The sequence below is a fragment of the Usitatibacter rugosus genome (assembly GCF_013003965.1).
Classification (GTDB): Bacteria; Pseudomonadota; Gammaproteobacteria; order Burkholderiales; family Usitatibacteraceae; genus Usitatibacter; species Usitatibacter rugosus.
Window position 1 is genome coordinate 3,021,560 of the sequence record NZ_CP053069.1, and the last position, 22,121, is coordinate 3,043,680.

At 67.5% G+C, this 22,121-nt stretch carries 20 protein-coding genes and 1 tRNA gene; 2 read left to right on the forward strand and 19 right to left on the reverse strand.

Features of this window, described 5'->3' with window-relative positions; all coding sequences use genetic code 11:
* Position 1: 1 nt before the first annotated feature.
* A complete protein-coding gene (gene rnr, locus DSM104443_RS14230) occupies positions 2–2,233 on the reverse strand; it encodes a ribonuclease R (protein ID WP_281359529.1) in 2,232 nt (743 codons plus the stop codon).
* A 39-nt stretch (positions 2,234–2,272) separates the two neighbouring features.
* Between rnr and DSM104443_RS14235 the strand changes: the two genes are divergently transcribed.
* Together DSM104443_RS14235 and DSM104443_RS14240 are read left to right on the forward strand one after the other, a co-directional pair.
* Positions 2,273–2,357 (forward strand) — tRNA-Leu (locus DSM104443_RS14235).
* 22 nt (positions 2,358–2,379) lie between these two features.
* Complete coding sequence (locus tag DSM104443_RS14240; RefSeq protein WP_171093315.1) at positions 2,380–4,512, forward strand: hypothetical protein; 2,133 nt, start codon at positions 2,380–2,382, stop codon at positions 4,510–4,512.
* On the opposite strand, the gene DSM104443_RS14245 is transcribed toward DSM104443_RS14240, so the two are convergent.
* The 18 genes from DSM104443_RS14245 to DSM104443_RS14330 form a co-directional block, all read right to left on the reverse strand.
* Positions 4,509–5,807, reverse strand: coding sequence for an adenylosuccinate synthase (locus tag DSM104443_RS14245; protein WP_171093319.1), 1,299 nt, complete (start codon positions 5,805–5,807; stop codon positions 4,509–4,511). The two genes, DSM104443_RS14240 and DSM104443_RS14245, sit on opposite strands and share 4 nt — an antisense overlap.
* Entirely contained in the window at positions 5,792–6,904 is a 1,113-nt protein-coding gene (locus tag DSM104443_RS14250) for an ATP phosphoribosyltransferase regulatory subunit (protein WP_171093321.1), read from the reverse strand. The genes DSM104443_RS14245 and DSM104443_RS14250 overlap by 16 nt, the downstream gene beginning before the upstream one ends.
* Before the next feature lie 2 nt (positions 6,905–6,906).
* Positions 6,907–7,092, reverse strand: a complete 186-nt coding sequence (locus DSM104443_RS14255) for a DUF2065 domain-containing protein (RefSeq protein WP_281359530.1) — start codon at positions 7,090–7,092, stop codon at positions 6,907–6,909.
* The gene (gene hflC / locus DSM104443_RS14260) at positions 7,089–7,964 is read right to left on the reverse strand and encodes a protease modulator HflC (RefSeq protein ID WP_171093322.1); all 876 of its coding nucleotides are present in this window, start codon (positions 7,962–7,964) and stop codon (positions 7,089–7,091) included. The genes DSM104443_RS14255 and hflC overlap by 4 nt, the downstream gene beginning before the upstream one ends.
* Positions 7,961–9,154 (reverse strand): FtsH protease activity modulator HflK, encoded by a 1,194-nt coding sequence (hflK, locus tag DSM104443_RS14265; protein ID WP_171093324.1) that lies wholly within the window; start codon positions 9,152–9,154, stop codon positions 7,961–7,963. Before hflK ends, hflC begins: the two co-directional genes overlap by 4 nt.
* A gap of 25 nt (positions 9,155–9,179) precedes the next feature.
* Positions 9,180–10,343 (reverse strand): GTPase HflX, encoded by a 1,164-nt coding sequence (hflX, locus tag DSM104443_RS14270; protein WP_246232261.1) that lies wholly within the window; start codon positions 10,341–10,343, stop codon positions 9,180–9,182.
* Positions 10,321–10,560 (reverse strand): RNA chaperone Hfq, encoded by a 240-nt coding sequence (gene hfq, locus DSM104443_RS14275; protein WP_076020565.1) that lies wholly within the window; start codon positions 10,558–10,560, stop codon positions 10,321–10,323. The genes hflX and hfq overlap by 23 nt, the downstream gene beginning before the upstream one ends.
* Before the next feature lie 97 nt (positions 10,561–10,657).
* A complete protein-coding gene (der, locus tag DSM104443_RS14280; RefSeq protein ID WP_171093326.1) occupies positions 10,658–12,061 on the reverse strand; it encodes a ribosome biogenesis GTPase Der in 1,404 nt (467 codons plus the stop codon).
* 1 nt (position 12,062) lies between these two features.
* Positions 12,063–13,205, reverse strand: coding sequence for an outer membrane protein assembly factor BamB (gene bamB, locus DSM104443_RS14285; RefSeq protein ID WP_171093328.1), 1,143 nt, complete (start codon positions 13,203–13,205; stop codon positions 12,063–12,065).
* Positions 13,202–13,840, reverse strand: a complete 639-nt coding sequence (locus DSM104443_RS14290; protein WP_171093330.1) for a YfgM family protein — start codon at positions 13,838–13,840, stop codon at positions 13,202–13,204. The genes bamB and DSM104443_RS14290 overlap by 4 nt, the downstream gene beginning before the upstream one ends.
* A gap of 26 nt (positions 13,841–13,866) precedes the next feature.
* Positions 13,867–15,117, reverse strand: coding sequence for a histidine--tRNA ligase (gene hisS, locus DSM104443_RS14295; RefSeq protein ID WP_171093332.1), 1,251 nt, complete (start codon positions 15,115–15,117; stop codon positions 13,867–13,869).
* Complete coding sequence (gene ispG, locus DSM104443_RS14300) at positions 15,114–16,388, reverse strand: flavodoxin-dependent (E)-4-hydroxy-3-methylbut-2-enyl-diphosphate synthase (RefSeq protein WP_171093334.1); 1,275 nt, start codon at positions 16,386–16,388, stop codon at positions 15,114–15,116. Before ispG ends, hisS begins: the two co-directional genes overlap by 4 nt.
* A gap of 10 nt (positions 16,389–16,398) precedes the next feature.
* Positions 16,399–17,370 (reverse strand): RodZ domain-containing protein, encoded by a 972-nt coding sequence (locus DSM104443_RS22070; protein WP_171093335.1) that lies wholly within the window; start codon positions 17,368–17,370, stop codon positions 16,399–16,401.
* The gene (gene pilW, locus DSM104443_RS14310; RefSeq protein WP_171093337.1) at positions 17,367–18,143 is read right to left on the reverse strand and encodes a type IV pilus biogenesis/stability protein PilW; all 777 of its coding nucleotides are present in this window, start codon (positions 18,141–18,143) and stop codon (positions 17,367–17,369) included. Before pilW ends, DSM104443_RS22070 begins: the two co-directional genes overlap by 4 nt.
* Positions 18,140–19,327, reverse strand: a complete 1,188-nt coding sequence (gene rlmN / locus DSM104443_RS14315; protein ID WP_212756686.1) for a 23S rRNA (adenine(2503)-C(2))-methyltransferase RlmN — start codon at positions 19,325–19,327, stop codon at positions 18,140–18,142. The genes pilW and rlmN overlap by 4 nt, the downstream gene beginning before the upstream one ends.
* Positions 19,328–19,349: 22 nt before the next feature.
* Complete coding sequence (ndk, locus tag DSM104443_RS14320; RefSeq protein WP_171093341.1) at positions 19,350–19,775, reverse strand: nucleoside-diphosphate kinase; 426 nt, start codon at positions 19,773–19,775, stop codon at positions 19,350–19,352.
* A 62-nt stretch (positions 19,776–19,837) separates the two neighbouring features.
* Positions 19,838–21,175 carry a tRNA lysidine(34) synthetase TilS gene (gene tilS / locus DSM104443_RS14325; RefSeq protein WP_171093343.1) on the reverse strand — a complete coding sequence of 446 codons (1,338 nt, stop codon included), beginning with the start codon at positions 21,173–21,175 and terminating at the stop codon, positions 19,838–19,840.
* Entirely contained in the window at positions 21,147–22,112 is a 966-nt protein-coding gene (locus tag DSM104443_RS14330) for an acetyl-CoA carboxylase carboxyltransferase subunit alpha (protein ID WP_171093345.1), read from the reverse strand. The genes tilS and DSM104443_RS14330 overlap by 29 nt, the downstream gene beginning before the upstream one ends.
* Positions 22,113–22,121 lie beyond the last annotated feature (9 nt).

The window sequence follows — 22,121 nt, forward strand, 5'->3', positions numbered from 1 at the left end:
TTCACTTGTATTTCCCCTGGTGCTTCTTGGCTTTCTTGTCGATGTCGCGGGGCTTCGGTGCTTTCTCCGCTTTGCCCATGGACGTGACGGCCGGCACGGGCTGCCCGACCAACGTGAAGTCGATCTTCGCCGCCTCGATGTCCACGCGAACCACCTTGATGCGGACGTGGCCGCCCAATTGGTACTTCACGCCCGAGCGCTCGCCCTTCAGCGTGTGGCGCGCCTGGTCGTACGTGAAGTAGTCCTGGCCGAGGTCGGAGATGTGCACCAGGCCGTCGACGAACATCTCGTCCAGCGTGACGAAGAGGCCGAAGTTGGTGACGCCGCTGATGGTGCCCTCGAACTCGTCGCCCACGTGGTCCTGCATGTAGTAGGACTTGAGCCAGTTCTCGACGTCGCGCGTGGCTTCATCCGCCCGGCGCTCGGTCTCGGAGCAGTGGTTGCCGATCGCGTGCCAGTCCGGCTCCTCGTAGAGCTTCTTCTTCAGCACGGACTTGATGCCGCGGTGTACGAGAAGGTCCGGATAGCGGCGGATCGGCGAGGTGAAGTGCGCGTACGCCTCGTACGCCAGGCCGAAGTGGCCGACGTTCTCCGGGCTGTACACCGCTTGCCGGAGCGAACGCAGCATCACCGTCTGCAGGAGGCTCGCGAAGGGCTTGCCCTTGATGCGCGAGAGGAGCTGCTGGTAGTCCTTGGCTTGCGGCTCGTCGCCGCCGGCCAGCGACAGTGCGAAGTCCTTCAGCATCGAACGGAGCGCCTCCAGCTTCTCAGGCGTCGGGCCTTCGTGGATGCGGTAGAGCGTGGGCTGGCCGTTCTCCTGCAGGAAGTCCGAAGCGCAGACGTTGGCCGCGAGCATGCACTCCTCGATCAGGCGATGCGCGTCGTTCCTCTGCACGCGCACGATCTTCTCGATCTTGCCCTTGTCGTCGAAGATCATCTGCGTCTCGACCGAATCGAAGTCGATGGCGCCACGCTGGTTGCGCGACCCGAGCAACGATTTGTAGAGACCGTAGAGCGTCTCCAGCGACGGAACCAATGCGGCTTCCACCGGCGGATCGGCCTCGCGGCCCTCGAGAACAGCGGCGACGCGCGTGTACGTGAGGCGCGCCTTCGAGTGGATCACCCCCGGGTAGAACGAGTACTTCTTGAGCGAGCCGCTGGGCAGGATTTCCATCTCGCACACCATCACGAGGCGGTCGACCTTCGGCTTCAGCGAGCAGAGCTCGTTGGACAGCGCCTCCGGCAACATCGGGATCACGCGGCGCGGGAAGTACACGGAGTTGCCGCGTTCGCGCGCTTCCTTGTCGAGCGCGTCGCCGGGCTTCACGTAGTGGCTCACGTCGGCGATCGCGACCCAGAGCTTCCAGCCCTTGGCGATCTTCTCGGCGTAGACCGCGTCGTCGAAGTCGCGGGCCGTCTCGCCGTCGATGGTGACGAAATCGAGATCGCGGAGGTCCTTGCGGCCCTTGAGATCCGATGCCGGCACCGTCGCGGGAAACAGCGACGCGGCCTTCTCGACCGAGGCGGGGAATTCATGCGGCAGGTCGTGCTTGCGCAGCGCGATCTCGATCTCCATCCCCGGGTCGGCGTAGTTGCCGAGCACCTCGATCACGCGGCCGATGGGCTCGGCGTTCTTGGTGGGCTGGGAGAGGATCTCGGCCACGACGACCTGCCCTGCCTTCGCGGGCAACGAGCCCTCGGGCGTGATCAGGATGTCCTGGGAGAGGCGCTTGTTCTCGGCGATCACGAACATCACGCCGTGCTCGATGAAGAGCCGGCCGACCACCTTGCTGTTGGCTCTCTCGAGCACCTCCACGATCGAGCCCTCGCGCCGGCCCTTGCGGTCGAAGCCGGTCACGCGGGCGAGCGCGATGTCGCCGTGCAGCACCGTGTGCATCTGCTTGGGGCCGAGGAAGAGGTCGTCGGTGCCGTCCTCGGGCTGGAGGAAGCCGAAGCCGTCGGGGTGGCCGATGACCTTGCCCTTGATGAGGCCGGCCTTGTCGGCGATGACGAGGAGGCCGCGGCGGTTGCGATGGATCTGGCCGTCGCGCTCCATGGCGGCGATACGCCGTCCGGCGCCTTCGCGCTCCTCGGGGGCGACCCCCAGCTTTTCGAGGATCTGCTCCTCGGTCATGGGGACGCCGGCTTCCTCGAGGACGCCGAGCATCTGCTCGCGCTCGGGGATCGGGAAGGGGTGGTTCTGGGCCTGCAGGCCTTTGGTTTTTCTAGACAATATTCTCTCTAATCGGTAAAATTACGGGTTCAAAACAGTGCCCGGATGGCGGAATTGGTAGACGCACCAGTTTCAGGTACTGGCGGGTAACACCGTGGAGGTTCGAGTCCTCTTCCGGGCACCAGTTTATTTCTTCGTGGGGCTTATTGAGCAAACTTCACGAACAACTCATCAAGGCGGCCCTGGCTCGAAAGAAGCTTCTCGAGCAGGGTAAGGAGCATCCGCCTGAGGCTCCGGCCGCCCCAAAGGGGCCGGTCGCCCGGAATGAGGAAATCAGCGCGCGCCTGAAGCAGCTGGACGACGCGCTTTCCACCGACGCCTCTCGCGCCGCCGCGGCCCAGGCCGCATCCGAACGTTCGAAGCAATCCATCGAGGAAGACTCCCGCATCGCCGCGCGTGTGCGCGAAGAAGCGGCCGCGAACCTGCGCGCCGCGGAAGCGGAAAAACAAGCCGCTGCTGAAGCCCTGGCCGCCGCGGAAGCTTCCCGGCAGCGCGCCAAGGCGGAATCCGATGCGGCCGCCGCATCCCGCGCGCTCGCCGAAGCCTCGCGCGCCCAGGCCGAAGCCTCACGCGCCCAGGCCGAAGCCACCGAAGCGCGGGTTGCCGCGGCCAAGCAGGCTGCCGATGCCGCGCTTGCGGCCACCGAGGCGGCTCGCGAAGCCGAAGCTGCAGCCCGCCGCGTGGAGCAGGCCAAGCTCGAGGAAGCGCGCATCGCGGAATCCAACGCCGCGGTCGAGCGCGACCGCGTGAAAGCTTTCGCGGCGGAATCCGCGGCAGCCCGCGACAAGGCGAAAGCCGAGACGCTGGCGGAATCCCGCTCGCTCGAAGCCCGCGATGCCGCCCGCAAGTCGGAGGCCGCGGCGCAAGAGGCCGCCACGGCATCCCGCGAGGCGACCGAGGCCGCTCGCAAGGCCGCGGAGGCCGCCTCCAGGTCCACCGAAACCGCGCGCCTCGCCACGCAGAAGGCCGAGGCACAGTCCGCTGAAGATCGCTCCCGCGCCAAGGCGCTGGAAGCGCAAGCCCAGGCGGAACGCGATCTCGCCCAAGCCGCGCAAGCTCGCGCCACTGCGGAGGAATCCGCCCGCATCGCCAGCGCGGAACGCGCTGCCGCCGAAGCCGCGCTGGCCAAGGCCGCCGAATCGAAGCTCGCCGAAGAGAAGCTCGCGGCCGCGAAAGCCCTCGAGCGCTCGCAGGCCGATGCATTGCTCGGCAAAACGACCGCGGAGCGCATCGCAGCCGAAGAGCGCGCCAAGGCGCACGCGCTGGAAGCCGCTGCCACCGCACGCGCCGCGGCGGAACGAGCCTCCGCTGCGCAACGATCGAGCGCCGAGGAATCGGCTGCCATCGAAGCACGTGCTGCCGCGGATCGCGAGAAAGCATCAGCCTTCGAAGCGCAAGCGGCCGCGGAGCGGGAGCTCGCAGGCGCCGCACGCAAGCGCGCCGACGCGGAAGAATCCGCCCGCGCCGCGAGCGTGAAGCTCGTCGCCTCGGACGCCGCGCTCGCCAAGGCGACCGAAGTCCGCATCGCCGAGGAAACGCGCGCGCAGTCCGCCGCGCTCGAAGCCGCATCCGTCGCGCGCGAAGCGGCCGAGCAAGCCCAGGCGCTGCAGCGCGCGCAGTCCGGTGAAGCGCATGCGTTGGACGAGCGCGCCGCCGCCGATCGCGAGAAGGTCCGCGCGCTCGAAGCGCAAGCCGCCGCGGAGCAGGAGCTCGCCAACGTCGCCCGCGCCCGGGCGGATGCTGAGGAAGCTGGCCGCATCGCAGCGAAGGAAGTCGCCGCCGTGGAAGCCGCATTCGTGATGGCTTCCGAAGCGAAGATCGCCGAGGAGAAGCGCGCGGAAGAGAAGGCCCTCGAGCGCGCCGAAGCCGAGCGTGCCGCCGAGGCCGCCGCCATCGAGAAGTCGCAGGCCCTCGCCCGCGAGGCCGAAGCCCTGCGCGCGCGCACCGATGCGGAAGCGAAGCGGGCGGAAGCCGAGCAGGCCCGTGCGGCCGCGAAGGCGGGCCAGCAGGCCCAGGCGGGCATCCTCGCGGAAGAGCGTCGGCTCGCCCCTCGCCGCTCGTTGAGCCCCGTGGCGATCGCGGGCCTGGTGACGGTGGCGAGCGTGGTGGCGTTCAGCGTGGGACGCTCGAACGAATCCACGGTGACGGTCCCGCCGCCGGCCGCGGCAACGGCGACAGGGAAGATCGGGCAGCAGCCCGAGACCGGTTTCGTTCCGGTCGCCAAGCTCGATACGACGCTCGACCTCTCGCGTCTGCGCGCGCCTCCGGGAAAACGCTAGCCTTCAAACGGGTGCTTCAGCACGATCGTCTCTTCGCGATCGGGTCCCGTGGAGATCAACGCGACCGGTGCGCCCGAGAGCTCTTCCAGCCGCTTCATGTACGACTGCGCGTTCTTCGGCAGGTCCTGGAAGCGCTTCACGCCGAGCGTGCTCTCCTTCCAGCCCGGATGCTCCTCGTACACCGGCTCGCAGATCGCGAGCGCCTCGGCGCCCGAGGGCAGGATGTCGCGCGTGCCGCCGCCGGCGAGCTTGTAGCCCGTGGCGATGCGAATCTTGTCCAACCCGTCCAGCACGTCGAGCTTGGTGATGCACAGGCCCGAAACGCCGTTCAGCTGCACGGCGCGCTTGAGCGCCGCCACGTCGAACCAGCCGCAGCGCCGCGGGCGGCCCGTGACCGAGCCATATTCGTTGCCGCGCGTGCGCAGGTGCTCGGCCGTCTCGTCTTCGAGCTCCGTCGGGAACGGACCCGAGCCCACTCGCGTGGCGTACGCCTTCGCAACGCCGAGCACGTAGTGAAGCTGCTGCGGACCGACTCCGGCGCCGGCACTCGCCTGCCCTGCGACGGTGTTCGACGACGTCACGTACGGATACGTCCCGTGGTCCACGTCGAGCAGCGCAGCCTGCGCGCCTTCGAACAGCAGCGACTTGCCTTCGCGGATCAGCGCGTTCACTTCACCTGACACGTCCGCGATCATCGGCCGCAGGCGCTCGGCGAACGCGAGCGTGTCGTCGAGCGTCTTCTGGAAGTCGACGATGTCGGCCTTGAAGTAGTTCTTCAGGACGAAGTTGTGATAGTCGAGCACCTCGCCCAGCTTGGCGGCGAAGCGCTCGCGGGCATAGAGGTCCTGCACGCGGATGGCGCGGCGGGCCACCTTGTCTTCATACGCGGGGCCGATGCCGCGGCCGGTGGTGCCGATCTTCGCTTCGCCCTTCGCGCGCTCGCGCGCCTGGTCGAGCGCCACGTGGTACGCGAGGATGAGCGGCGCGGACTCGGAGACGCGAAGGCGCGAGACGACGTCCACGCCCGCCTTCTCCAGCTCGCCGATCTCCTGCACCAGCGCCTCGGGCGAGATGACGACCCCGTTGCCGATGAAGCACTTCACCTGCGGGTGGAGGATGCCGGAAGGAATGAGCCGCAGCACCGTCTTCACGCCATTGACCACCAGCGTGTGCCCGGCGTTGTGCCCGCCCTGGAAGCGCACGACGCCCGCGGTGTAATCCGTGAGCCAGTCGACGATCTTCCCCTTGCCCTCGTCACCCCACTGGGTGCCGATCACGACTACGTTACGCGCCATTTCCCGTCTTTCCTTTCGAGCCTGCGGTCGCAGCCGAGCTCGTTCGCAGAATCTTCATGTCCTGGCAGGTCGACGATCACCACTTCGCCTGCCGCCCGCAGCCGTGCGATCTCGTCGCGCAGCGCTTTATCCTCGCCCAGCGGCGCGAGGATTGCCGCGCGCCGCCCATTGCCCTTCGAACGCGCGGCGAGCTGCCGCAGGTCCATCGTGAATCCCGTCGCCGGCCGCGATCTCCCGAAGGAGGCTCCGACCTCGTCGTAGCGGCCGCCGCGCGCCAGCGCCTCCGGCGAGCCTTCCGCGAAGGCCGCGAACACCAGCCCGCTCTCGTAGTTGAAGCCGCCCAGCTCGGAGAGGTCCACCGAGACCTCCACGCCGGGCCCGGCCACCGCGGCCGCGAGCTTCGCGAGCGAATCCAGCGCCTCGCGGATCGCGGGCTTGCTGGGCAAGTCCTTCCGGGCACGGTCGATCGTCTCGGTTCCGCCGTGCAGGCCCGTGAGCACCGCGAGCGGGCCCGCCTCCACAGCGTTCTTCTGTTGCACCGCGTGGAAGAGCGACTCGGCACTTTCCGGATCCACGGTGAGGTCCGCGGCCATCGCGCGGTAGATCGCGGGGTTGCCGAGGTCGACGTGCACCGTGTCCACACCCGCGGCCTTCAGCGAGTCGATCATCAGCCGCACGATCTCCACGTCGGCTTCGAGGCCGGCGTGGCCGTAAAGCTCGGCGCCGATCTGCAGCGGCTCGCGCGTGCGGGTCATGCCCGCGGGCACCGTGTGCAGCACGCTGCCGCAGTAGCAGAGGCGCGCCACGCCCTGGCGATTCAGCAGGTGCGCATCGATGCGCGCGACCTGCGGCGTGTGGTCGGCGCGAACGCCCATCATGCGGCCCGAGAGCCGGTCGACGAGCTTGAACGTGGCGAGGTCGAGGTCCTTGCCGGTGCCGGAGAGCAGCGACTCGACGTACTCCAGCATCGGGGGCGCGACCAGCTCGTAGCCGTGGCGCTCGAAGAGATCCAGGATCGCGCGGCGCAGCCGCTCGATCACCCGCGCCTCGGCGGGCAGGACGTCCTCGATGTGTTCCGGAAGGAGCCAGCGGCGCATGGTCACCACACCAGCAGGAAGAGGATCAGCCCCACGAGCATCGACGTGAGGCCCGCGAAGCGGATCTGCCCGTCGGACATCTCCGTGAAGCGCTTGAAGGCCTCGCGCCATACCTTGGGGAAGGCGAACGGCAGGAGTCCTTCCAGCACGAGCATGAGTGCAAAGGCCGCGAACAGGACTTCGGTCACTTGCCGCGGCCGGGATTCTTGAGGTACTTGAAGAAGTCCGAGCTGGGGTCGAGGACCATCACGTCGCTCTTCGAGCGAAGCGTCTGGCGGTAGGCGTCGAGGCTGCGATAGAAGCTGTAGAACTCCGGGTTCTTGCCGTAGGCCTCGGAGTAGATGCGGGCGGCGAGCGCGTCGCCCTCGCCCTTCACGCGCTGGGCATCGCGATACGCCTCGGCCACGATCACCTGGCGCTGGCGGTCGGCCTCGGCCTTGATCTTCTCGCCTTCGGCTTGTCCGGTGGCGCGAAGCTCGTTGGCGACGCGCTTCCGCTCCGACTCCATGCGGCGATACACGTCCGAGGAGATCTCCGGCACGAGGTCCACGCGCTTGAGGCGCACATCCACGACCTCGACGCCGATCCCTTTCACGTCCTTGTCGACCTTGTCGGCGACGGTGCTCATGATGCTTTCGCGCTGTCCCGAGACCACCTCGTGCACGGTGCGCTTGGCGAATTCCGCCCGCAGCGCATCGTTCACCGTCTGCGAGATGCGTGCCTCGGCGGCGATCGGATCGCCACGCACCGACACATAGAACTGGCGCACGTCGATCACGCGCCACTTCACGAAGGAATCGACCAGCACGTTCTTGTTCTCGGACGTGAGGAAGCGTTCGGCGTCGCGCGAATCGAGCGTCTGGATGCGCGTGTCGTACATGCGCACGTTCTGCAGCACCGGGACCATGAAGTACAGGCCCGGATCGGTGATCACGGAGACCACTTCACCCAGCTGGAACTTGATGGCGGCCTTGCGCTGGTCGACCGTGTAGAGGCTCATCGCGAGCGCGAGCGCCACGATGATGGCGCCCATGGCGACGAATGCGGTGGAGCGTTTCATCGTCCCCCCTCCCGGTCACGGCTGCGAATGCCTTCGCGGCGCGACGGCTCGGGCACCACCGGCGCCGGCACCACGGCCGGCTCGGTGGCGCTGGTCTTGGGCAGCGTTTCGGTGGACGACGAGGTCGGCCCCGTGATCTGCATCAGGCGATCGAGCGGCAGGTAAAGCAGGTTGTTACCCGCCTTCTGGTCGATGATCACCTTGCTCGTGTTGGTGAGGACCTGCTGCAGGGTCTCGATGTACATGCGCTCGCGCGTGACCGCGGGAGCCTTCTCGTACTCGGAGAGCACGCTCTTGAAGCGCGCGCTGTCGCCCTGTGCGGTCGCGACGGCTTGCTGCTTGTAGCCGGCCGCTTCCTCGAAGAGGCGCGCGGCAACACCACGGGCCTTGGGCACCACGTCGTTGGCGTACGCCTGGCCTTCGTTCTTGAAGCGCTCGCGGTCCTGGCCGGCACGCACGGCATCGTCGAACGACGCCTGCACCTGCTCGGGGGCCTGCACGCTCTGCAGCGACACGGTGGTGACGTTGATGCCGGTCTTGTACCGGTCGAGGATCTGCTGCATCAAGACCTTCACGCGGGCGGCGACTTCGCTGCGGCCCTGGTTCAGCACGAAGTCCATCTTGCTCTTGCCGACCACCTCGCGAATCGCGGTCTCGGCGGCCTGGAGCACGTTGTCCTTCGGGCGGTTGTTGTTGAAGAGGTAGTCCTCGGGGCTCTTCAGCGTGTACTGGATGGCGAACTGCACGTCGACGATGTTCTCGTCGTCCGTGAGCATCAGCGCTTCCTGCGGCTGCTTGTTCTTGGGGTTGCCGCGGTAGCCGACCTCGACGGTGTTCACCTCGGAGACGTTGACGACCTCCACGGCTTCGACCGGATAGGGAACGTGCCAGCGCGGGCCGGGCATCGTGGTCTCGAGGTACTTGCCCAGGCGCAGCACGACGCCGCGGCGGCCTTCGTCCACGATGTAGAAGCCGCTCGCGAGCCACACGGCGATGATCAGCAGGACGATGAAGATGAGCGTCCCGCCGAACATGGCGTTGCCGTTGAGGCCGGAGGGAGGGCCGCCGGCAGGCGTGCGTCGTCCGCCGAAGAGACCCGCGAACTTCTGCTGGATCTTCCTCAGGATTTCATCGAGGTCGGGCGGACCTTCGTTGTTCTTCTTGCCCCACGGGGGCTCGTTCGGCGGCATGGATATTCCGGAAGCGAGGGGTTTTTCAGGCGGCGGAAGCGAGTGGGCTTCCGCCGGTGGCGGCGAGCTCGAGGAGCGCTTCCCGTACCAGTGGGACGCCCTGCCCGGTTGCCGCACTTGCCTTGATATTCAATATCTTACCATGAGCATCGCGGACGATTTCCGGCTCCAGGCCGGGCACCCGGTCGATCTGGTTGTACACCAGGATCTGCGGGACTTCGCCCGCGCCGATCTCTTCCAGCACCTCGTTCACCGAGCTGATGCGCTCGTCGCGAAGGGGATCGGCCGCGTCGACCACGTGCAGCAGCACGTCGGCCTGCACGGCCTCCTCCAGCGTCGCGCGGAACGCGGCCACGAGGGAGTGCGGAAGATCCTGGATGAAGCCCACGGTATCGGAGATGGCGGCGGTCGCGTCGTTTGCAAGCCACAGGCGGCGCGTCGTGGTATCGAGAGTCGCGAACAGCTTGTCGGCCACCAGCGTCTCGCCCTTGGTGAGGCGGTTGAAGAGCGTGGACTTGCCGGCGTTGGTGTAGCCCACGATGGAGACCCGAAGCATGCCCGAGCGATGCCGCCCCGAGCGTTGCGTTTCGCGAGTCCGCACCACCTTGGCGATGCGCTCCTTCAGCTTCTTGACGCGCTCGCCGATCAGGCGGCGGTCCAGCTCGAGCTGCTTCTCGCCCGGGCCGCCGGTCTTGCCGAGGCCGCCGCGCTGCCTTTCCAGGTGGGACCAGCCCTTGATGAGGCGCGTGGACTGGTGCTCCAGGCGCGCGAGCTCGACCTGCAGCTTGCCCTCGTGGGAGCGGGCACGCGAGGCGAAGATCTCGAGGATGAGCTCGGTGCGGTCGTACACGCGCACCGGCTTCCAGCCCTCGCCCAGCGCGCGCTCGAGGTTGCGCACCTGCGCGGCCGAGAGGGCTTGGTCGAAGACCGCTGTTTGAGAGTTGTGGAGGCGAAGCGCGTCGCGGATCTGGTCGACTTTGCCGGAGCCGGCGAAGGTGGCCGGATCGGGACGATCCCGCTTGCCGGTGACGACCTCGCCCACTCGGGCGCCGAGCGTTTCCACCAGGCGTGCCGCTTCCTCCGCACGAGCAGTGGCGTCCCGCTTCCCGAACTCCAGGGAAACGAGGACGGCCGTAGCGCGCGGATCAGCCCCTTTCGGGGTGCGGTCAGGCGTCTTGCGAGTGGTCAAGTGGGACCGACACGGGTCGCGCCGGGACCACCGTGGAGATGGCGTGCTTGTAGACCATCTGGGTCACGGTGTTCTTGAGGAGCACGACGTACTGGTCGAACGATTCGATCTGGCCCTGGAGCTTGATGCCATTCACCAGGTAGATGGAAACCGGGACATGTTCCTTGCGCAGCGTGTTGAGGAACGGGTCTTGGAGGAGTTGCCCTTTGTTGCTCATTGTTTGCCCCTTGGGATTGCGGGTTTTCTGCGACTGCCCGATGCAAAAGGCATCGAGCAAGCATCATACCACCCCGGTCCGACCCCCCCTCTTACGGCTAGTTCCCGTACTTCTTCTTGGAGTAGATGCGGTTTTTACGCTTTGCGCGCTCCTGGCTAACAGTGAGCACCTGGGCTTTCTTCCCCGCGTAGGGGTTCGCTCCCGAGCGTAATTCGACCCGCAGCGGCGTTCCCTTCAGCTTGAAGGTCTTGATGAAGATGCCTTCGAGGTAGCGCTTGTAGGTGGCCTTGATATGGTCCGTGGCGCTGCCATGGATCACCACGATGGGCGGATTGGACCCACCCTGGTGTGCGTAGCGCAGCTTCGGGCGGATGCGGCCGGCCATCGGGGGCTGCTGCGCCTGCACGGCGGCCATGAGCGCGCGCGTCAACTTCGGGGTGGATAGCTTGGCCATGGCCGCGGCGAAAGCGCCGTCCACGCCCTCCAGCATCTTCTTGATGCCAGTGCCATGGCGAGCCGAGATCTTGTGGAACTCCGCGAAATCGAGGAAGTGGAGCTTGCGCTCGAGGTCGGTCGCGATGTCCTTGCGCTTGTCGCTGTCGATCGCGTCCACCTTGTTCACCGCCACCACCAGCGCGCGGCCCGCTTCGAGGATGTAGCCGCCGATGTGGGCGTCCTGCTCACCGATGTCCTGGTCCGCATCCACGACGAGGATCACCACGTTGGCGCGCTCGATCGCCTGCAGCGTCTTGATGACCGAGAACTTCTCCACGGCCTCCCACACCTTGCCGCGCTTCCGGATGCCGGCGGTGTCGATCAGCGTGTAGAGCTTGCCGTCCTTCTCGAGCTCGATCTCGATGGAGTCGCGCGTCGTACCGGGCTGGTCGAACGCGATCACGCGTTCTTCACCCAGCAGGCGGTTCACGAGCGTGGACTTGCCGACGTTCGGCCGTCCCACGATGGCCACGCGCGGATGGTCGGGGATCTCTTCGTCTTCCTCGGGCTCGGGGAATTTCGCGAGCGCGTCCTCGATCAGCTGGCGGACACCCTCGCCGTGCTCGGCGGAGATCGCGATCGGATCTCCGAGGGCCAGCTCGTGGAATTCCGCGGTGACCATCGCCTCGCGCATGCCTTCGGCCTTGTTGACCGCGAGGTACACGGGCGCCTTGGCTTCCTTGCGCAGCATGGTCGCGATGCGCTTGTCCTGCGGGGCGAGGCCCGCGCGGCCGTCGACGAGGAACACGATGACGTCGGCCTCGGCGATCGCTTCACGCGCCTGGCGCGCCATCTCGGAGAGGAGGCCTTCCTTCGCGACCGGCTCGAAGCCGCCGGTGTCCACGACGATGAAGGGCTTCTCGCCCAGGCGGCCCTGGCCGTAGTGGCGGTCGCGCGTGAGGCCGGGGAGATCCGCCACCAGCGCGTCGCGGGAGCGCGTGAGGCGGTTGAACAGCGTCGACTTCCCGACGTTCGGCCTGCCGACGAGGACGACGGTCGGCTTCAAGCTAGAACCGGATGGCTACGACCGAGCCGTTCGCGGTTTGCACGACGATGCCGCCCGGAGCCGGGATCATGGTGCGGATGGGGCTGCCGTCGGTGGCGATGCGACCGATGAACTTGCCGTCCTCCACGGACAGCACGTGCACGAAGCCCTGGATGTCCCCGACCGCGACACGCCCGGCCACGATGAGCGGAGCCGTGAGGCGGCGATAGAGGAGCTTGTCCTGCTTCCACAGGCTGGCGCCGGTGTTCTTGTCCAGCGCGTGGACGTTGCCCGTGTCGTCGGCGATGTAGATGTTCTTGCCGTCCACGGCGAGGCCCTTCGAGCTCCAGATGTCGCGCGACCAGACCATGTTGCGCGTCTGGATCTCGAAGCACGCGACCTTGCCCTGGAACGCGGCCGCGCACACGCGCGCGCCGTCGACCACCGGCACGCCCGAGATATCGGCGATGCGCTCCAGCTCCGTGGCGCCCTTCGGCAGCGACACCGTGACTTCCCACGTGAGCTGGCCCGTGTCGATGTCGAGCGCGATCAGCTTGCCGCCGGGGTAGCCGGCGAGGACGTCGTTGCCGATGGCCTGCACGCCCGTGTCCGAGCGCAGCATCAGCACCGGCATCGGGCGCTGGTAGACCCACTTGCGCTTGCCGTCGTCGAGGTTGATGCCGACGATGCGGCCGTCGGCGGTGCGGATCACCGCGGTCTTCTTCGAGACCGACGCGGGGGCGATCACCTCGCTCGTCACGTTCGTGGTCCACACGGTCTTGCCCGTGGGATCGAAGGCGATGACGTCGCCCTTGCTCGTGCCCACGATGACCTTGCTCTCCTCGACCGCGAGGCCGCCCGAGATCGGGCGCTTGGCGTCGATGCGGCCCACGACCTTGCCGGTGTCTTCCTCGATCATCGTGATGCCGCCGTCGGCCGCGGCGGCGTACACGCGCCCGCCCTCGATCTCCGGCGTGAACGAGAAGCCGAGCGCCTTGCCGACCGGCGTGGTCCATGCGGCCTTCATCGCGACCGTGGACTCGATGGGTGTCAGCGGCGTGGGCTTCGGAGCGTCGCCGCCGCCGATGCCGAAGACCCCGCAGCCTGCGAGGCCCAGCGTGATCGCGCAGCCCGCGATGCGTGCGGCGAGCGCGGCGCGACTCATTGGGCCCCTCCGAGGGCGTTCAGCTTCACCTCGGCGACCTGCTTCACCGGGTTGCGCGGCTCGGCCTTCTCGATGGCGAGCTTGTACGAGGCGCGCGCCTCGTCCAGGCGGCCCTGCGAGAGCATCACGTCGCCGCGAAGGTCGGCCACGAGCGCCACGAAGGCCTCGTCCTTGTTCTGGTCGAGCACGGTGAGGGCTTCGGGATATTTCTTCTCGTCCATGAGGACGGCGGCCAGGCGAAGGCGCGCGACACCCTGCAGCTCCTTCGGCCCGTTCTTCACCACCCACTCGAGCTTCTCGCGCGCTTCGGCGTTCTTGCCCGCGTCGAAGGCGGCCTTGGCGGAGTAGAGCGCGGCCTCGGAAGCGCGGAAGGATCCCGGATGCTTCGCCATCAGCGCCTGCGCGCCCGTGTCGAGCGCCTTGGTGTCCTTCGCCTTCACCGCATCGGCGACCGGCGTGAACATGAGCGAGGCGTCCTCGGCGGAGGTGCGCTTGTAGTGGTTCCAGCCTTTCCAGCCGCCGAACGCCACGATCGCGGCCACGATGGCGCCGATCACGAACCAGCGGTTGTCTTCCCACCAGGCCTTCAGCTCGGCGATGCGTTCCTGTTCCTCGAGATCGTACTGTCCGGACATGGTCTTCTTTCGTCTTTGCGCGTCTGTTATTCGGATACGCGCGCGAGGAAGGCCTCGCGCGTCACGAGCGCCTGGGGCTCTTCGGCCCGCAGCGCTTTCAGCGTTACCTTCCCGGCGCCGACTTCGTCGTCACCGAGGATTGCCGCGAAGCGGGCGCCCGAGGCGTCCGCCTTCTTCATCTGCGACTTGAAGCTCGCACCGTTGCCCATCACCACCGAGCGGCCGCCGTCGCGCAGCCACTCGGCAAGCTTCCACGCGGCGGTGGTCGCCGCCTCGCCCGAGTGGACGACGAACACGTCCGGCTCGGCCTTTGCCGCGATGCCGTGCGCCTGCATGACCAGCAGCACGCGCTCCATGCCCATGCCGAAGCCGGTGGCCGGCGTGGGCTTGCCGCCCAGCTGCTCGAACAGGCCATCGTACCGGCCGCCGCCCGCGATGGTCGATTGCGCGCCGATCTTGTCGGAGACCCACTCGAACACGGTGCGATTGTAGTAGTCCATGCCCCGCACGAGGCGCGGGTTCACGGTGAACTCCAGGCCCGACTCCTTCAGCAGCCGCTGCAGGCCCTCGAAATGCTTGGCGGCAGGCTCGCCGAGATCCGCGGCGAGCTTCGGCGCGCCGTCGATCATCGACTGCATGGCAGGGTTCTTCGAATCGAGGATGCGCAGCGGGTTGGCGTGCAGGCGCTTCTTCGAATCCTCGTCCAGCTCGCTCTCGTGCTTCGTGAAGTACGCGACGAGCTTCTCGCGGTGCGCCTTGCGGTCGGACGCATCGCCGATCGAATTCACGTGCAGCGAGACCGGTCCGATCCCGAGCGCTTTCCAGAGCCTGCCCAGCATCACGATCTGCTCCGCGTCCACGTCCGGGCCTTCGAAGCCGAGGGCCTCCACGTCGTACTGGTAGAACTCGCGCTGGCGGCCCTTCTGCGGCTTCTCGTAGCGGAACATCGGGCCCGAGGTCCACACGCGCATGGGCCCGTTGTAGAGGAAGTTGTGCTCGATCGCCGCGCGCACGATGCCGGCGGTGGCTTCGGGGCGCAGCGTCATGCTCTCGCCGTTGCGGTCGGGGAAGGTGTACATCTCCTTGCCCACGATGTCCGTCACCTCGCCGATCGAGCGTACGAAGAGCGGCGTGAACTCCACCACGGGCGTGCGCATGTACACGTAGCCGTACTGGCGGAAGACGTCGCGGCACGCGTCCTCGAGCTTTTCCCAAAGCGGGGACGCATCCGGCAGCACGTCTTCCATGCCGCGGATCGCCTGCAGTTTCTCGCTCATGAGTCGACGGCCTGGATCGCGATGGTCTTCTTGCGTTGGGCGGGCTTGCGGTCGGCGCCGGCCGCGTAGCGGGTGCGCACGTACTCCTCGACGAGCGCCTGGAATTCCTCGGCGATGCGATCGCCCTTCAGCGTGACCGAGCGCTCGCCGTCGACGAACACCGGCGCCACGGGCTTCTCGCCCGAGCCCGGCAGCGAGATGCCGATGTCGGCCAGCTTCGATTCGCCCGGGCCGTTCACGACGCAGCCCATCACGGCCACGTGCATGTCCTCGACGCCGGGGTGCTTCGCTTTCCACACCGGCATCTGCTCGCGCAGGTAGGTCTGGATGCGCTCGGCGAGTTCCTGGAAATACGTGCTCGTCGTGCGGCCGCAGCCGGGGCATGCGGTCACCATCGGCGTGAACGAGCGCAGGCCCATCGTCTGCAGGATCTCCTGCGCGACGATGACTTCCTTGGTGCGGTCGCCGTTCGGCTCCGGCGTGAGCGAGACGCGGATCGTGTCGCCGATGCCTTGCTGCAGCAGCACGCCCATCGCGGCCGTCGAGGCGACGATGCCCTTGGAGCCCATGCCCGCTTCGGTGAGGCCCAGGTGCAGCGCGTAGTCGCAGCGGGTGGCGAGGTCCCGGTAGACCTTGATGAGGTCCTGCACCGCGGAGACCTTGCACGACAGGATGATGTTCTCGGCGGGCAGGCCCCACTTCACGGCTTGCGCGGCGCTCTCGAGCGCGGAGACGACGAGCGCCTCCCGCATCACGGCATCGGCTTCCAGCGGTCGGGCGAGCTTGCCGTTCTCGTCCATCAGGCGGGCGAGCAGCTCCGGATCGAGCGAGCCCCAGTTCACGCCGATGCGCACGGGCTTCTTGTGCTCGATGGCCTTCTCGATCATCGCGGAGAACTGCTCGTCGCGCCGCGTGCCGTGGCCGACGTTGCCCGGGTTGATGCGGTACTTGTCGAGCACCACCGCGCACTCGGGCGCCTGGGCGAGGATCTTGTGGCCGTTGAAGTGGAAGTCGCCGACGAGCGGGACCTTCACGCCCATCGCGTCCAAGCGCTTGCGGATCTCCGGCACCTGGCGGCCGGCTTCGATCGTGTTCACGGTGATGCGCACGATCTCGCTGCCGGCGCGCGCGAGGGCGGCGACCTGCTCGGCGGTGGCTTTGGCGTCCTCGGTGTCCGTGTTGGTCATGGACTGCACGAGGATGGGCGCGTCGCCGCCGATCACCTTGTCGGCGACACGGACGGCGCGCGAGGCGCGGCGGATGACGCTCATGCGGGAAGTCCTAGTTGATCGTGAATCGCGCGACGGCGACTTTGGTATGCGGCTCGAGGTCGAACGGCCGGTCGTTGAGGAACATGGAGACCTCGGGCGCGTTGCCGACGACGACGCTGAAAGGTCCCTTGCCGATCACCTCGGCCTCGCTGCCGCCTTGCTGGTTGCGCGACAGCAACACCTTGCCGCGGCCGTCCTTGATCTCGACCCAAGCCGTGCCGCGGAATTTGAGGCGGATCACGCTGCCGCCCGCCGCGACCACGGAGCCGGCATCGACGGTGTTCGGCAGCGAAGAGGCGGAGTTGACCGACGAAGCGGGCGATGCGAATGCGGTTTCGGTCTTGGGCGGCGCGGCCTTCGCGGTCTCGGCTTTCGCGCTCTCGGCTTTCGCAGCCTCGGCCTTCGGAGGCTCGCTCTTGGCGGGCTTCGCGGGCGCGGGCGCAGGCGGGGGCTCGGCCTTCACGGGCTCGGGCTTCGCAGGCTCCACGTACCTCGGCGCCTCCACCGGAGCGGGCAACGGCTCGACGGCCTTCGGCGCCTCGACGACCATCGCCGGCTTGCGCGCGGCCGACGGCGGCGGAGACGTGCGGACGAAGAGCCACCAGTACATCGTCGCGAAGCACACGGAGACGACGACGGTGGCGATGCCCGCGGCCTTCACGTACGGATTGGCGAGGCGGTCGGCCAGCGGATCGAAGCGGATGTTCTGGCTCGCGACCACGATGCCGGGACGCGAGTGTTCCGGGCTCTCGTTGTGAAGGGCTTCGAGGATCGGGTTGGGATCGAGCCCGATCACCTTCGCGTAGTTGCGCACGAAGCCGCGCAGGAACGTGCCGCGCGGCAGGCGCGAGTAGTCGCCCGTCTCCAGCGCCTCGACCTGCGAGACGCTCATGTGGAGGCGTTGCGCGACGTCGGAGCGCGAGAGGTTCTGGCGCTCGCGCTCGGCGGCTAGGGCTGCGCCCGCGATCGGCAAGGTGCTCACGACGCCTTCTTCTGCTCCAGGTCCTTGGTTTGAGGGTGGTCCGGGAAGCGGCGGCGAAGCTGCTGCATGAAGCTGTCCTCGGAAGCCTTGTCACCGGTGCCGCGCGCGATCTTCACGCCGAGCACCAGCGACTCGAGCGAAGGTTGCGACACGCGCATGTAGCGATTCAGGTAGGCCTCGGCGTCCTTCATCTCGCCGCGCTCGTACGTCACTTCGGCCAGGTTGAAGAGGGCGCCGATGAGGTCCGGACGGATGGAGATCGCGCGGCGCAGGTAGAGCTCCGCGTCGGCGGGACGATTGGCGCGGCGCATGCAGAGGCCCGCGTTGAGGTACGCCTTCTCCGGCGTGGGATACAGCGGGTTGGCCGCGGCGCGCACCATCATGTCGATGCCCTTCTGCATGTCGCCGCGCGTGCACGTGAACCAGCCGTAGTTGTTCAGCACTTCGGAATTGTTCGGGTCGAGGCGCACGGCGCGCTCGAAGGCCTCGCGGGCGCCGGCGTCGTCGCGCAGCTCCATGAGGATCAGGCCCTGCATGTTGTACGCGGGGACGTAGTTCGGATCGTCCTTGATCGCGAGCTTCGTCTCCGACAGCGCCACGGCGATGGCGCCGCGCTGGTAGTACTCGCCCGCGAGGGAGGCGTGGATCTCGGCCCGGCGGCGGGCATCGGCGAGCGAGCCTTCGGTCACGCCGCCCGTCGTCGAGGTATTGGAGGAAACGCAACCGGCCAGCGCGAGCGCGGCCAGGGTGATGCCGATCAGCGCACGGTTCAAGCAGCCTCCCGATGGATCTTGATGGTCTTCTTCTTCATCCGGTTCACGACCTGGCCGGCCAGCTGGCCGCAGGCCGCGTCGATGTCGTCGCCCCGCGTCTTGCGCACGGTGGCGATGAATCCGGCTTCGATGAGGATCGACTGGAAGCGCCGGACGGCCTCCATGTCGGTGCGCTTGAACCCCGATTCTGCGAACGGGTTGAACGGGATGAGGTTCACCTTCGACGGGATGCGCGAGAGCAGCTTCGCGAGCTGCTTCGCCTGCGCCGGGGAATCGTTCACGCCGGCGAGCATCACGTACTCGAAAGTGATGAAGTCGCGCGGGGCGACCTCGAGATAATCACGGCACGCGTCCATCAGTGTTTCGATGGGGTAGGTGGCGTTGATGGGCATGATCTTCGTGCGCAGCTCGTCGTCGGGAGCGTGAAGGCTCACCGCGAGTGCCACGGGCAGGCGATCCTTCAGCTTGCGGATGCCGGGCACGACGCCCGACGTGGAGAGCGTGACGCGGCGACGTGACAGCCCGTAGGCGTGGTCGTCGAGCATCATCTCCATCGCATCGGTGACCGGAACGAAATTGTTGAGCGGCTCGCCCATGCCCATCATCACGACGTTGGTGACGGGACGGCGCTCGTCCTTGCGCTCGAGGCCGTGCTCGGGATCCTCTTCGCGTTCCACCGGATCCTCACCCTTCACCGTACGCGGCGGGATGCGGAACGGCAGGCCTTCCTTCGCCATCTCTTCCAGGCGGCGATTCGCGACCCAGAGCTGGCCCACGATCTCGCCGACGGAAAGGTCGCGATTGAAGCCCTGGCGGCCGGTCGAGCAGAACTTGCAGTCGAGCGCGCAGCCGACCTGCGACGACACGCACAGCGTGCCGCGATCGTCCTCGGGGATGAAGACCGTCTCCACGCCGTTGCCCACGCCGACATCGAAGAGCCACTTCACCGTGCCGTCGGACGAGCGATGCTCGGAGAGGATCTCGGGACCCTCCACCGTCGCGTGCTCGTGCAGCTTGGCGCGCAGCGACTTCGCGAGATCCGTCATGGCGTCGAAATCGGCGACGCCGCGCTGGTGGATCCAGTGGTAGACCTGCTTCGCGCGGAACGGCTTTTCGCCGAGCGTGGCAAACCACTCGGTCATCGCCGTTCGCGTGAGACCCAGCAGGTTGGTCTTCGAAGTCATGGTCGGGCTCTTGCCCGCGCGGTTAGCGCGAGTAGACCTGGTGCTCCGGGAAGAAATACGCGATCTCGCCCTTGGCGGTTTCCGGTGCATCGGAGCCGTGGACGGCGTTGGCGTCGATCGACTGCGCGAAATCGGCGCGGATCGTGCCCTTGTCGGCCTTCTTCGGATCCGTGGCGCCCATCAGCTCGCGGTTCTTGAGGATGGCGTTCTCGCCCTCGAGCACCGACAGCACGACGGGACCGGAGATCATGAAATCGACGAGGTCCTTGAAGAACGGGCGCGATTTGTGGACGGCATAGAAGCCCTCGGCATCCTTGCGCGACAAGTGGACCATGCGCGTGGCGATGACCTTGAGGCCGGCCTTCTCGAAACGCGAATAGATCTCACCGATGACGTTCTTGGCGACGGCGTCGGGCTTGATGATCGAAAAGGTGCGCTCCACTGCCATAAATCCTCGCTAACTGAATGAAATATTTAGCTTTTCATTCTAGCAGAGCGGGGGTGAAAAAGCTAGGCTCGCGCACCGGGAAACCACTCCGGCACGCGCCCCGGCTCCCCCGCGCCGCACCGGTAGCCCGCGGCCACTCCTACACGGGGGACCCAGACCAGGGCGCCTCCGTGGAAGAGCAGCGGCAGGCGCCCGCGCTCCCAGTCCGGGACCCCTGTTTCCTGCAGCAGGTTCTTGAGCGTCCGGGTCGGGCGCTCGGCCTCGAGGCGGATCCGCTCTCCGCCCGCCCGGGGACCGAAATGCCAGGTGCCGTCGTGGGTGTAGCGCTCCGCGATGCCCGCCCCCGTGGCCGTGGCGAAGCGGACGGCGCCCCGGTCGGCGCCCAGGGCCACCTCCTCCTCGCCCGCCCACGGAACGTTCCAGGGCGAGGCCCCGCGCGGGCCGCGGTCCACGTGCACGGTGTCCCGATGGCGCACGAGGGCGGCACCCCCATGCTCGATGCGAACGCGCGCATCCTCGCGCGCTTCCGTGAGCTGGCGCGTCATCTCGGCCAGCCTCGCCTCGGTGGGCATCGGCAGGCCCTGGTCCTCGAGATAGGTACGAAGCGCGTGGGCGCGGGCCTCGGGCGACTGGGCGCGCAGCAGCTCGACGGCAAGGGGCGATCCGGGATCCACGCCCTCCTCGCGGGCCGCCTGTTCGAGCAGCGCCGCGCTCGTACCCGCGTGGCGTGAGAAGCGGCTGATGGCCTGCTTCCAGCCCGGGAAGCGGCCCTCGAGCAGCGGCGCGACCTGGAGGCGCAGGAAGTTCCGGTCGAATGCAGTGGAGGCATTGGACTCGTCCTCGATCCACGTGAGGCCCTGCGTCTTCGCGTACGACTCGAGCTCGGAGCGCGTCACGGACAGCAGCGGTCTCCACAGCGAGGCGGTCGTCCCAGGAAGAGCGCGCCATTCCGGCATGCCCGCCGCGCCACGCAGGCCCGTGCCGCGCAGGAGCTGCAGGAGGACCGTCTCAGCCTGGTCGTCGAGGTGATGCGCGAGCGCGATCACGGAAGCGCTTGCTCGCGCATAGGCGCCATAGCGCGCCTCGCGCGCCGCGGCCTCGAGCCCCGTTCCCGAATCACGCTCGACGTGGACGCGTTCGATCGAGAGCGGCACGCGCAATGTCTCGCAGAGTTGCTCGCAGGCACTGGCCCACCGGTCGGCGTTGGGGGAGAGGCCGTGATGGACGTGGAGCGCGGAGAGCTCGAAGCCATGGGCTTCGCGCTGGGTCGCGAGGAGGTGCAGCAGGACGACGGAGTCGAGGCCGCCCGAGAGGCCGGCGCACACCGGCGTGCCCGGCGCGACGTGGGCCCTCAGGCTGCGGAGCAGCGCCTCACTCGGCGAGTTCCTTGAACTTGCCATAGTTCACCAGCCGGTCCTGGCGGCGCTCGAGGAGATCGTCGGTGGAGAGGTCCTGCAAGCCCTTCAGGCTTTCGGCGATCGCCTTCTTCAGGCTCTTCGCGGATTCCACCGGGTCACGATGCGCGCCGCCCAGCGGCTCGGTGATGACCTTGTCCACGAGGCCCATCGTCTTCAGGCGCCCCGAGGTGATGGCGAGCGCTTCGGCCGCTTCGCCCGCGTTCTCCGGGCTCTTCCACAGGATGGCCGCGCAGCCTTCCGGCGAGATCACCGAATACGTGGAGTACTGCATCATCAGCGTGACGTCGCCCACGGCGATCGCGAGCGCGCCGCCCGAGCCGCCCTCGCCGATGATCGACACGACCACCGGCACGCGCAGGCCCGCCAGCACATAGAGGTTCCTGCCGATCGCTTCGGACTGGCCGCGCTCCTCGGCGCCGATGCCGGGATAGGCGCCGGGCGTATCGACGAACGTGAGCAGCGGGATGGCGAATTTTTCAGCCAGCTTCATCAGGCGCAGCGCCTTGCGATACCCCTCGGGGCGCGGCATGCCGAAGTTGCGGAAGATCTTCTCGTTGGTGTCGCGGCCCTTCTGGTGGCCCAGCACCATCACGCTCTGCCCGTTGAAGCGCGCGAGGCCGCCGACAATCGCCGGGTCGTCCGCGAAGCCGCGGTCGCCGTGCATCTCGTCGAAGTCGGTGCACATCAGGTTGATGTAGTCGAGGGTATAGGGCCGCTGCGCATGGCGCGCCACCTTGGACACCTGCCACGCGGTGAGCTTGGCGTAGATGTCCTTGGTGAGGTCGCGGCTCTTCTTCGACAGGCGGTCGATCTCCGCGGAGATGTCCACGGCGGAGTCGTCCTGCACGAAGCGCAGCTCCTCGATCTTCTGCTCGAGCTCCGCGATGGGTTGCTCGAAATCCAAAAAGCTCGTTTTCACGTAGCGATT